At 52.6% G+C, this 12,389-nt stretch carries 10 protein-coding genes; all 10 read left to right on the top strand.

The window, feature by feature from the left end:
• Positions 1–110 precede the first annotated feature (110 nt).
• The 10 genes from flhA to EIZ48_RS03535 all read left to right on the top strand — a co-directional run bounded on the left by flhA (position 111) and on the right by EIZ48_RS03535 (position 12,383).
• The gene (gene flhA / locus EIZ48_RS03580) at positions 111–2,210 is read left to right on the top strand and encodes a flagellar biosynthesis protein FlhA (RefSeq protein ID WP_160648736.1); all 2,100 of its coding nucleotides are present in this window, start codon (positions 111–113) and stop codon (positions 2,208–2,210) included.
• 82 nt (positions 2,211–2,292) lie between these two features.
• A complete protein-coding gene (flhF, locus tag EIZ48_RS03575; RefSeq protein WP_160648735.1) occupies positions 2,293–3,966 on the top strand; it encodes a flagellar biosynthesis GTPase FlhF in 1,674 nt (557 codons plus the stop codon).
• A complete protein-coding gene (locus tag EIZ48_RS03570; protein WP_160648734.1) occupies positions 3,959–4,858 on the top strand; it encodes a MinD/ParA family protein in 900 nt (299 codons plus the stop codon). The genes flhF and EIZ48_RS03570 overlap by 8 nt, the downstream gene beginning before the upstream one ends.
• Positions 4,851–5,573, top strand: coding sequence for an RNA polymerase sigma factor FliA (locus tag EIZ48_RS03565; protein ID WP_075763977.1), 723 nt, complete (start codon positions 4,851–4,853; stop codon positions 5,571–5,573). Before EIZ48_RS03570 ends, EIZ48_RS03565 begins: the two co-directional genes overlap by 8 nt.
• Positions 5,574–5,627: 54 nt before the next feature.
• Positions 5,628–5,999: a chemotaxis response regulator CheY gene (cheY, locus tag EIZ48_RS03560; RefSeq protein WP_036800231.1), complete on the top strand. Its 372-nt coding sequence runs from the start codon at positions 5,628–5,630 to the stop codon at positions 5,997–5,999.
• Positions 6,000–6,035: 36 nt separating this feature from the next.
• A complete protein-coding gene (locus tag EIZ48_RS03555; protein ID WP_160648733.1) occupies positions 6,036–6,755 on the top strand; it encodes a protein phosphatase CheZ in 720 nt (239 codons plus the stop codon).
• Positions 6,756–6,764: 9 nt separating this feature from the next.
• A complete protein-coding gene (locus EIZ48_RS03550) occupies positions 6,765–9,092 on the top strand; it encodes a chemotaxis protein CheA (protein ID WP_160648732.1) in 2,328 nt (775 codons plus the stop codon).
• Between the two features lie 172 nt (positions 9,093–9,264).
• Complete coding sequence (locus tag EIZ48_RS03545; protein ID WP_160648731.1) at positions 9,265–10,425, top strand: protein-glutamate methylesterase/protein-glutamine glutaminase; 1,161 nt, start codon at positions 9,265–9,267, stop codon at positions 10,423–10,425.
• 10 nt (positions 10,426–10,435) lie between these two features.
• Positions 10,436–11,215, top strand: a complete 780-nt coding sequence (locus tag EIZ48_RS03540; protein WP_160648730.1) for a ParA family protein — start codon at positions 10,436–10,438, stop codon at positions 11,213–11,215.
• Entirely contained in the window at positions 11,205–12,383 is a 1,179-nt protein-coding gene (locus EIZ48_RS03535) for a chemotaxis protein CheW (RefSeq protein ID WP_160648729.1), read from the top strand. The genes EIZ48_RS03540 and EIZ48_RS03535 overlap by 11 nt, the downstream gene beginning before the upstream one ends.
• Positions 12,384–12,389: the final 6 nt, after the last annotated feature.

Below are 12,389 nucleotides of genomic sequence, written 5' to 3'. Positions count from 1 at the left end.
CGGTTTGGAAGGTATGATTATTGCTTTGAAGGTTCCTGTTTGAACGTTAAAGCGATAAAATAGACCGCTCTCACTGTTCGTCAGTACCACACCAACAACAAAAAGATTGAATGAAGCTTTCGATACCTTTTGCGGATAAATTACCTTTATCACGCCTGCAATCTATGCCAGCAATAGGCGCACCAGTCATGGTTTTGGCAACCTTGGCAATGGTTGTGCTGCCTATGCCTCCGTTACTGCTGGATATGGCCTTTTCCTTCAATATTGCCCTGGCTCTTGTGGTACTGCTGGTGACTGTTTATACCCGCCGTCCGCTCGATTTCGCGGCTTTCCCTACCGTGTTGCTGATAGCCACCTTGTTGCGTCTGGCGCTGAATGTGGCGTCAACCCGTGTGGTATTGCTTTACGGGCATGAGGGGCCCGATGCGGCCGGTCAGGTCATTGACGCCTTTGGCTCGGTGGTGATTGGCGGTAACTATGCCGTCGGTCTGGTGGTGTTCCTGATTTTGATGATCATTAACTTTATGGTTGTCACCAAGGGTGCCGGTCGTATCTCCGAGGTAAGTGCCCGCTTTACCCTTGATGCCTTGCCCGGCAAGCAGATGGCTATCGATGCGGATTTGAACGCCGGACTGATTGATCAGGAGCAGGCCAGAACTCGCCGTTTTGAGGTGACCAAGGAGGCCGACTTCTACGGTTCGATGGATGGTGCGTCGAAGTTTGTCAAAGGGGATGCCATTGCCGGTATCCTGATCCTGTTCATCAACATCATCGGCGGCCTGGTGATTGGCATGGGCCAGCACGGCCTGACGTTTGGCAGTGCAATAGAAATTTATAGTTTGCTGACCATCGGTGATGGTCTGGTTGCGCAGATCCCGTCGCTGTTGCTGTCAATTGGTGCTGCCATGATGGTGACTCGTCAAAATACTGACGAGGATATGGGGCAGCAGCTCATCTTTCAGATGTTCAATAATCCCCAGGCCCTGATTATTACCGGGGTGATCTTGTTTGTGATGGGGATTGTACCGGGAATGCCGCATGTGCCGTTCTTGTTGCTGGCAGCGTCTATCGGGGGTTTTGCCTATTGGCGGATCAAGAAAGAAAAAGCAGCTGCGGTGGCGGAGGCGGAGACGTCTTCCTCGACGGAACTGGCTGCTCAGCCGACGCAGAAAGAACTATCTTGGGATGATGTGCAGCCTGTCGACGTTATTGGCCTCGAAGTGGGTTATCGTCTAATACCTATGGTCGACAAAGAGCAGGGCGGTGAGTTGCTCGAGCGAGTGAAAGGGGTACGCAAAAAGCTGTCTCAGGACTTTGGCTTTTTGATCCCGCCGGTTCATATTCGCGACAACCTGGAGTTGCCGCCCAATACATACCGATTGAGCCTGATGGGCGTGGCCTGCGGGGAAGCCAATATTCACCCGAATATGGAACTGGCTATTAACCCGGGGCAGGTTTTTGGAACCATCGATGGCGAGGCGACCACCGATCCGGCCTTTGGTCTTGAAGCCGTATGGATAATGGAGTCGCAGCGCGAACATGCCCAGGCACTTGGCTATACCGTGGTAGATTCTGCAACGGTATTGGCGACCCACCTGAGCCAGATCCTGACCAACAGTGCCTCGCAGTTGCTCGGCCATGAAGAAGTACAGAATTTGCTTGAGATGTTGAGCCAGACTACACCCAAGCTTGTCGAGGGCTTTGTTCCCGATCAGCTGTCGCTGGGCGTGGTAGTTAAAGTGCTGCAGAACTTGCTTCATGAGGGGATCCCGATCAGGGATGTGCGGACAATCGTGCAGACCCTTTCCGAGTACTCCTCCAAGAGTCAAGATCCTGACATTCTGACGGCCGCTGTCCGGATTGGGCTGAAGCGACTAATTTGCCAAGAAATCAATGGTATAGAGCCAGAGTTGCCAGTGATCACTTTAGTCCCAGAGTTGGAACAAATATTGCATAAAACTATGCAGTCTGCCGGAGGTGAATCTTCCGGCATCGAGCCAGGGCTGGCAGAGCGTCTACAGCGCTCACTGACCGAGGCCACTCAGCAACAAGAGCTGAAAGGGGAGCCTGCCGTATTACTGACTTCCGGTGTATTACGGTCAACGCTCGCTAAGTTTGTCAAAAATACCATTCCGTCGTTGCGGGTACTGTCCTATCAGGAGGTCCCGGACGAAAAACAGATACGCATTGTCAATGCAGTGGGTAACTAGGACGGGATGGATGCAATACCGAATGGCTGGCTTGGCGTGACAGATGCCGTAAGCAATAGCGTGATTAGACGGGAAGACAAGATTGAAAATTAAGCGATTTTTTGCCAAAGATATGCGAACTGCGCTGAGCCAAGTGAAAGAAGAGCTCGGGGCTGATGCGGTGATCATGTCCAATAAAAAAGTGACCGGCGGAGTCGAGATTGTTGCTGCCGTGGATACTGACGTTGCCAACGAGCCGCCTAAGACGTCACAGGCGACACGTGATGCCCTGGCTGAGCGACTGGGTCAGGCCAAACGCAAGTTGGCAGATGACAAGGTACAGCTGAAGCAGTCGGCGGCAAGTCGGTTTGCCAATGTATTGCAGAACTACACCGGTGACAGCAAGCCAGACGACGAGCCTGCTGAAACAGAGGTGGATTCGCTGTCGGCGCTGCTTAAACGCCAGTCCAAGCACCATGGCAATGGCTCCGAACGCGGCTATGATGAGCCGGATCGTTCAGGAATGCGTCCGCGCTCTGCGCCGGCCGATCGACGTCCGGCGCAAAACCGTGCCCCGCAAAACGGCAATTATTCGCCGCAGGAATCCGGATTTGGTTCCGGTCGCCGGCAAGAGTTCGGTCAGGATCCGCGTACGGAACGTCGCCAGCAAACCGGGCTTAACGGCTCCTCGCGCGGTATGGGAGCGCAGCGTCAGCCAAAGCATGCGCTGGATATTGGCGACTACCGTCGCCCGCAATCGCAGAAACAGGATTATGGCCGGGGAGGCAACCGTCTTGACCCGAGTCGTCACGATCCGAAGGCCGGTAGCCATTCGAATGATGAAATGGACTCGATGCGCAATGAGATGGCGTCGATCCGGCGATTGCTGGAACACCAGCTTTCCGGCCTGATGTGGCAGGAAGTCGAGCGCCGTGAACCGATGCGGGCAATGATGATCAAGCGGTTGGAAAAAATGGGGCTCTCTCCGGAGCTTGCCGACCAGCTGGCCTGTTACATCCCCGAAGACGTCCCGGCTAATGAGGCCTGGCCGGCGCTGCTGGATTTGCTGTCAGATCAAATCATCACTACCGATGACTGTATACTCGAGACCGGTGGTGTTGTCGCGTTGCTGGGACCGACAGGGGTAGGCAAGACGACCACTATCGCCAAGTTGGCGGCACGTGCCGCGATGGATTTTGGTCCGGACCAAATCGCCCTTGTTACAACAGATACTTATCGTATCGGAGCGCATGAACAGCTGGCCACATATGGTCGAATTATGGGCTGTCCGGTAAGAGTTGCTAAAGATGCCGAGGAGCTGGCCGATATACTTCACCAGTTACGGCATAGACGCCTGGTTCTGCTCGATACTGCAGGGATGGGACAACGTGATATTCGGTTGTCTGAGCAGCTTGATACCCTGATGCAGAACAGTGGCTCACAGATTCGTAGTTTTCTGGTGCTGCCTTCGACGGCACAGCGGCGCGTACTGCACGAAACCATTGAACACTTCCGCCGGATCCCGTTGTCAGGTTGTGTCCTGACCAAGCTGGATGAGTCTCTCAGCCTGGGTGAGGTGATTTGTGTATCGATTCAGAGTGCGCTGCCTATCGCCTACCTGGCTGACGGCCAGCGGGTACCGGAAGACATTAAAGTAGCAACAGGTGATTACCTGGTATCACGTGCAAACGAATTACTAGAACAAGAATTAAGCCAGCAATCTCATTTCTGGAGTAGCGATAGTTCAGATAATCAGGCGGCAGACTTTTATGATTGAGAACGCAATGTACGATCAAGCGAGCGGTTTGCGCCGTATGACAAAATTATCTTCCACTAAGGTCATTACTGTTACTGGCGGTAAAGGCGGTGTGGGCAAGACCAACGTGACCCTGAGCATGGCTATTTCGATGGCCCGCGAGGGCAAGCGGGTGATGGTGCTTGATGCCGACCTCGGCCTTGCCAACGTGGATGTCATGTTGGGGCTGCGTGCAGGCCGTAACCTGTCGCATGTCCTGGCCGGACAGTGCGATCTTCAGGATATCATTGTCGAGGGGCCGTACGGGGTGAAAATCATCCCGGCTGCATCGGGTACCCAGAACATGGCTGAACTGACGGCCGCTCAGCATATGGGGCTGATCCGTGCTTTCAGCAGCCTGGAAGATGATATTGATGTTCTGCTGGTGGATACCGCAGCCGGTATTTCCGATATGGTACTGAGCTTTGCGCGAGCCGCGCAGGATGTACTGGTTGTTGTGTGCGATGAGCCGACATCGATTACCGATGCCTATGCGCTGATTAAGATCCTGAGCCGCGAATATGATGTTCAGCGGTTCAAGATTGTAGCCAATATGGTACGCAGTTACCGCGAGGGGCGGGAACTGTTTGCCAAGCTGACGCGTGTGACGGAGCGGTTCCTCAATGCCAACCTCGAGCTGGTTGCCTGTGTACCGCTCGATGACCGGGTTCGCCAGTCGGTTAAACGTCAGAAAATTGTGGTTGATGCCTTCCCGCGTAGTCCGGCGGCATTAGCGTTGACGTCACTGGCGTCGAAGGCCATGACCTGGCCGGTGCCGAGCAGTGCAGGTGGGCATCTCGAATTCTTTGTTGAGAAGTTATTGGTAAAGCAAACACCAGCCCCAACACCGAACGAGGCTCCTATTGGTGAATAAAGCATTGACATACGGACGCTATCAGGAGAGTCCGCATGCCTTTATTGAGCGATATTCGTCATTGGTAAAGCGCATTGCTCATCACCTGATGGGGCGACTGCCCCCCAACGTTCTATTAGAAGATTTAATTCAGGCTGGTATGATAGGCCTCCTGGAAGCACAGCAGAATTATGATCCCAGCAAAGGTGCAAGTTTCGAGACCTTTGCCGGTATCCGGATCCGGGGCGCGATGCTTGATGATATCCGCCGTGGAGACTGGGTTCCGCGCTCGGTGTATAAAAATAGCCGGCGCATCACGGAAGCCATTTCTTTCCTGGAAGCAGAGTTTGGGCGTGACCCCAATGATCAGGAAATTGCCGAACATCTCGAAATGACACTCGAACAGTACCATCAGGCGCTAAATGATGTTAATTGTGGGCGTCTTATTGGTATGGATGACCTGGGTGTATCGGAAGATGCTGTTGCAAGTGAAGAAGCACTTGAAGAAAATCTTCCATTTCAGGGTGTTGTGAATGATAATTTCCGTCAATCACTGGCTGAAGCAATAAAAACACTGCCTGAAAGAGAGGCGCTGGTCCTGTCTCTTTACTATGATGAGGAGCTCAATCTCAAGGAGATTGGTGCTGTTATCGGGGTCAGTGAATCTCGTATTTGCCAGATTCATAGTCAGGCGATGCAACGTTTGCGTTCCAAGCTCAAGGTTTGGACTGCTTAATACATATTAGATAAAAACACTGTGACCTCAGTGGAGGCAACTTTGAATAAAAACATGAAAATCCTCATTGTTGATGACTTCTCAACAATGCGCCGTATCGTTAAAAATTTGCTACGTGACCTAGGTTTTAACAATACCCAGGAGGCGGATGATGGATTGACTGCGCTACCTATGCTGAAAAAAGGCGGGTTTGATTTCGTTGTAACAGACTGGAACATGCCTGGTATGCAAGGGATTGATTTGCTTAAGCACATTCGTGCTGATGATGAACTGAAGCACCTTCCGGTACTGATGATCACCGCTGAAGCAAAACGCGAGCAGATTATCGAAGCTGCGCAGGCAGGTGTTAACGGTTATATCGTTAAGCCATTTACGGCAGCTACGTTGAAAGAGAAGTTAGATAAAATCTTCGAGCGTATGCAGTAATTACAATCGTCAGGCGCTAAAAGGGTAATAACCATAATGATTTCACTCGATCAGGCTAAGCAGCTTGTCAGCCTGCTTGAAGATGGGAAACAGGACGAAGCAAACACGCTTGTACAGGGGCTTGTCTCCGACAGCCGTGATCCTGTCTATGCAGAAGTGGGTAAGTTGACTCGCCAATTGCATGATTCACTGGCAAATTTTCGTCTTGATCCCCGTCTTAATGATTTAGCGAAGAACGAAATTCCTGACGCCCGTGACCGTTTGTCATATGTGATTGATAAAACGGAATCTGCTGCCAATAAAACCATGGATGCGATCGATAGTATCGAACCGCTTGCCGATAGGCTGAATGACTCTCTGAGTCAGGTTCATCCTCAGTGGAAGCGTCTCATGGGCGGGCAGATTGCGCTTAATGAATTTAAGTTACTATGCCATGAAATTGACAGCTTGTTGGTACAGGTTGAAAGTGACAACAATGCGCTTCGTAGCCATTTGACAGAAATTTTAATGGCTCAAGACTTTCAGGATCTCACCGGACAGATAATACGTCGTGTCATCGAATTGGTGCACGAAGTGGAAGATCAATTAGTCGAAATCCTTAAAGCCTTTGGCATGGAACAAGAAGACAGACCTGAAGCCCTTACAGAAGCCTGTGTGCTTACTCCCGAGGGGCCAATTGTCAACACAGAAGAACGTGAAAATGTCATGTCCTCACAGGATGATGTTGACGACTTGCTGTCTAGTCTTGGATTTTAGGGGAAATATATGAGCTTTGATTTAGACGAAGACATCCTGCAAGACTTTTTGATTGAAGCAGGAGAAATTCTTGAGTTGCTGTCTGAGCAGCTGGTTGAGCTTGAGCGTAGCCCTGAAGATTCAGAGCTGCTCAATGCGATTTTCCGTGGCTTTCACACCGTTAAGGGTGGCGCAGGTTTCCTCTCTTTGACTGAGTTGGTGGATGCATGCCACGGTGCAGAGAATATCTTTGACTTGCTGAGAACCGGCAAGCGAAGCGTTACACCTGAATTAATGGATGTGATTCTTGAGGCGTTGGATACCATCAACGAAATGTTTGGCTTGGTGCAGGAGCGAGAGCCGCTTGTTCCCGCTGAGCAGAGCCTGCTTGATGCGCTTCACCGCTACAGCCAGCCGCCGACAGCAGAAGAACTCGCTCCTGCCGCCGCTGCGCCGGTTGCAGAGCCAGAGCCGGTTGTGGTTCCTGAGCCTGTGGCACCAAGCCCGGTAGTTGAACCAGTAGCGGCGCAGCCTGCTACCCCATCATCGGCAATTGCCGGTGATACGGTTGATGACATGACGCAGGATGAATTTGATCGTCTACTTGATGAGCTTCATGGTGCTGGCAGTGGCCCTTCAGCCTCTTCTGCAACACCAGCGCCAACCCCAGCATCGGCACCTGCGCCACAAGCAGGCAATGCAGTTGTTGTGAATCAGATTCAGTCTGAGTCAGGTGATATCACCGATGATGAGTTCGAGCGTCTGCTGGACGAACTGCACGGTGCTGGCAAAGGCCCGGGTAATACTGACAGCGTGGTTGTTGCTACACCGGTTCCAGCCGCACCGGTAGCGGCCTCGACGGTACCTAGTGACACCGGTGCCAGCTCGGGTGATGATGACCTGATGACTGACGATGAGTTCGAGCGTTTGCTTGATGAGCTGCATGGCTCAGGTAAAGGCCCATCGGCAGAAGAGTTGGAGATGGCAACTCGCCCGGTGGCTGATATGCTGGCAGATGTTTCTAAACCGGCAAGCCCTGAAGTGCCTGTCGCGCCAGCGGCTCCTGCTGCAGCCCCTGCGGCACCAGCAGCACCGGCTCCTGTAGCCAGTGCACCAGCTCCGGCACCTAAACCTGTGGCGGAAAGAAAGCCGAAAGCTGTTGCTGCAGCCAAGGATAAAGGCAAACCGGCCGCCGAAGCGACAGTCCGTGTTGATACCTCGACCCTGGATACCATCATGAACATGGTGGGTGAATTAGTACTGGTCCGTAACCGTCTGGTTAGCCTGGGCCTTAATACCAATGATGAGGAAATGTCCAAGGCCGTATCCAACCTGGATGTCGTGACTGCCGATTTGCAGGGCGCGGTGATGAAAACCCGTATGCAGCCAATCAAGAAAGTGTTTGGCCGCTTCCCTCGGGTTGTTCGTGACTTGGCGCGTAGCCTGAAAAAAGAAATCGTGCTGGAAATGCGCGGTGAAGAAACCGATCTGGATAAGAACCTGGTTGAAGCGCTGGCCGATCCGCTGGTTCACTTGGTCCGTAACTCGGTTGACCATGGTATCGAAATGCCGGATGCCCGTGAAAAAGCCGGCAAGCCGCGTCTTGGTACCGTACTGCTGTCTGCCTCACAGGAAGGCGACCACATTCTGCTGACCATCGAGGATGATGGCGGCGGTATGGATCCGGATAAACTGCGTAACATCGCCGTTGACCGTGGTGTAATGGACGCTGATGCAGCTTCACGTCTTACAGATTCCGAGTGTTATAACCTGATTTTTGCGCCAGGCTTCTCGACTAAAAAAGAGATCTCTGATATCTCCGGTCGTGGTGTGGGCATGGATGTGGTTAAGACCGGGATCAGTCAGCTTAATGGCTCAATCAGTATTGATTCGGCGCTGGGCAAGGGTACCCGTATTGATATCAAGGTACCGTTGACGCTGGCTATCCTGCCGACCCTGATGGTGGGTGTGGCTGAACAGCCATTTGCCCTGCCGTTGGCAAGCGTGAACGAGATTTTCCATCTTGATCTGCGCAAGACAAACAATGTTGACGGTCAGCTGACGATCATTGTCCGTGAGAAGGCTATCCCACTGTTCTACCTGCAAGACTGGTTGTCAGCTGTCGGCCTGCCGCAGCGTGAGCGTGACCATGGCCATGTGGTGATTGTTCAAATTGGTCACCAGCGTATTGGTTTTGTGGTCGATACCTTGATTGGTCAGGAAGAGGTCGTGATCAAGCCGCTTGATGAGCTGCTTCAGGGTACACCGGGTATGGCTGGTGCAACCATTACCAGCGATGGTCATATTGCCCTGATCCTTGACGTGCCAAACCTGCTAAAACACTATGCCGGCCGATAAGGCCAGGCCGTTCACTCAACACCAGAGCGACAACTAAATTAGGGGCGTAAGCCCCTAAATAGCAAATTAAATTATTATCTGGTTCTGTTAACCTGTCGGGCTTGCCTGTGCCAGATAATTGTTCAGTTTGTTAGATAGGCTGGATAACTCATATATACGGGATAAAGACAACATGGCAGTAAAAGTATTGGTGGTGGATGATTCAAGCTTCTTCCGCCGCCGTGTCAGTGAAATAATTAACTCCGATCCTCGACTCGAGGTGATTGGCAGTGCCGTCAATGGTAAAGAAGCGGTAGAACTGACTAACAAGCTTCAGCCTGATGTCATCACCATGGACATTGAGATGCCGGTGATGGACGGTATTACTGCCGTGCGCGAAATCATGAAAAGCGCACCGACCCCGATCCTGATGTTCTCTTCGCTGACCCACGAAGGTGCGAAGGCGACACTGGATGCACTTGATGCCGGTGCGTTGGATTTCTTGCCGAAGAAATTTGAAGATATTGCCCGCAACCGTGACGAGGCGGTTGGCCTGTTGCAAAAACGTGTTGGCGAGCTGGCACGAAAACGTGTTTTCATGCGCCGTTCGGTTCGCCCGGCTGCTGCAACTGCACCGGCTACTGGACGTGAGCTGAAAAAGCCTGCACTTGGACGAACAGCTGCAACGGCATCTCAGACAACGGCTGCGACAGCGGCACGTCCGGGGGCGCGCCCTGTGGCGGCGAAGCCGATGGCGCGGTTTAAGTCTTCGGGCAAGAAATATCAGCTGATGGCTATTGGTACCTCGACAGGTGGCCCGGTTGCCCTGCAGAAAATATTGACCAAGTTACCGGCCAATTTCCCTTATCCGATCGTACTGGTTCAGCACATGCCAGCGACCTTTACGGCCGCGTTTGCAGCTCGCCTGAACAATTTGTGCAAAATTGGGGTAAAGGAAGCCGAGGACGGGGATACCCTCAAGCCGGGAATGGCCTACCTGGCTCCCGGCGGTCAGCAAATGATGCTGGATGGACGTCCGGGCTCTGCCCGTGTGCGGATCATTGATGGCGGCGAGCGAATGAACTATAAGCCATGCGTCGATGTTACTTTCGGTTCGGCGGCCAAGATCTATCATGACAAGGTTCTGTCTATGGTGTTGACCGGGATGGGTGCTGACGGTCGAGAAGGCGCACGCATGCTGAAATCTAGCGGCTCGACGATTTGGGCGCAGGACGAAGAAAGCTGTGTCGTCTACGGGATGCCGCAGGCCGTGGCAAAAGCGGGGATCTCCAGTGAAGACCTGCCGCTAGATCGGATTGCCGAGCGCATTCTGGTTGAAATCGGCCTGTCATAGGGAGTTCGATTTGATCGTCTGGAGTATCGCCAATCAAAAAGGCGGGGTCGGGAAAACAACGACAACGGTAACGCTTGCCGGGTTGCTGAGTGAGCGTAACAAACGCGTACTGTTGGTGGATACCGATCCCCACTCGTCGCTGACGACCTACCTCAACTTTGAGGCGGATTCAGTAGCTGCCAGTCTGTTTGACTTGTTTCAGCTTACCGATGTCACGCGCGCGACTGTTCGCCCGATAATTTTGAATACCCAGTTCAAGAATATCGATATTATACCGGCGCATATGTCGCTGGCGACGCTGGACCGGGTTATGGGTAACCGTGGCGGGATGGGGCTGGTGTTAAAAAAGGCCTTGAACAGCCTGGCAGATGACTATGATTATGTGCTGATTGACTGTCCGCCGATCCTTGGGGTGATGATGGTCAATGCCCTTGCGGCCAGCGACAGGATCCTGATCCCGGTACAGACCGAGTTTTTGGCGATGAAAGGGCTGGAGCGCATGATGCGCACCCTCCAGATCATGCAAAAATCTCGTCCCTCGGGCTTTCGGGTAACCATTGTCCCGACAATGTATGACAAGCGGACCCGGGCATCACTGCAGACACTGCAGGAGCTGAAAGTACGGTTCCCGGAGCAAATTTGGGCATCGGCGGTGCCGATTGATACCAAGTTCCGTGATGCCAGTATCAAGCATATGCCACCGTCCTTGTATGCCCGCAGTTGCCGTGGTGTCTTTGCTTACAAGACACTACTAAATTATCTGGAGCGTCTGGATCAAGATGAACGATAAGCATCGTCTGTCCAGTGAACAGGCACTGGATGATTATTTCTTTGATTTGCTGGCTGAGCCTGAAGAGGTTGAGCCGGCAGATGAGTTAGCCTCTCAGGCTGAAGAAGAGGCTGAGTCGCAAGAGCAACCGGATCAGCACGATCAAGGCGGTGACGCCACGATCGACAGCGATCTTCAATCTGAGAGTACCGCGGCACCGTTCGACTTTGAACAACTGTCTGAGTCGCACGATGAGCAGAGTGATACTGCCGTTTCTGTCGAGCTGAACCTTTCTCCGTCATCGGAGAAGGCATCAGGCTGGATACCGCAGACTCAGGAGCCGCCGGCTGAGCCTAAACCCGTTTTACCGGACAGCAAGCCGTCGGTTGCTTATGCCGAAAAGCCGCAGGCTGAGCTGGAAGATGTGCAGCGACTGCTGAGTCAGATGAGCCAGATGCAGTCTGACATCCAGCATGAAACCGATGCCCTGATTGCCGAGCAGATGCAGTGTGCGGCCGAAAGGGCTGAACAGGCGGTCGAAGAAGTGGTTCTGGAAGAGGCGGTGACTGTGCCTGCTATGGAACCTTTCTCTGTTGAATCGCAAAGCAATAACGTAGAATCAGCAACAAGCGTAGAATCAGAGCCAGACGTAGAACACGCTGAGCCTGAAGTGGTTGTTGAGCCTGAAACACAGCCTGGCAGTGACGGTCCTCCGGATGTATGGCAACAACAGCAGGACAGGAGTTCGGAGTTTCAGGCGCTTTTCTTTGAGGTCAATGGTGTCACGTTTGCCGTGCCGTTGACTGAATTGGGGGGCATTCATCAGCTCGGAGAGGTGAATCACTTGCTGGGGCGGCCGCCCTGGTACCTCGGGTTGATGACAAACCGTGAGCATCAGCTGGATGTGGTCGACACTGCACGCTGGGTGATGCCGGAAAAACTGAGTTCGAATGAACATCAGGAAGAATATCGATATATCGTGATGTTAGGGGAAAGCAAGTGGGGATTGGCATGTAATGCGCTCCACGGGACTGAAACTTTGACAGAGCAGAGTGTTCGTTGGCGGGAACAGGCGGGTAAACGTCCTTGGCTTGCCGGAATGGTTAAAGAAAAAATGTGTGCTCTAATTCATGTTAGCGAACTAATATCTATGCTCAATGCTGGTTTAGATGTTAAGAGTGTAATGTGAGCAAGG

Origin of the sequence: Photobacterium alginatilyticum (genome assembly GCF_009910675.1) — a bacterium.
GTDB lineage: Bacteria > Pseudomonadota > Gammaproteobacteria > Enterobacterales > Vibrionaceae > Photobacterium > Photobacterium alginatilyticum.
Note: the sequence above shows the minus strand (reverse complement) of the source record. Positions and strands in the feature narration are given on the sequence as shown.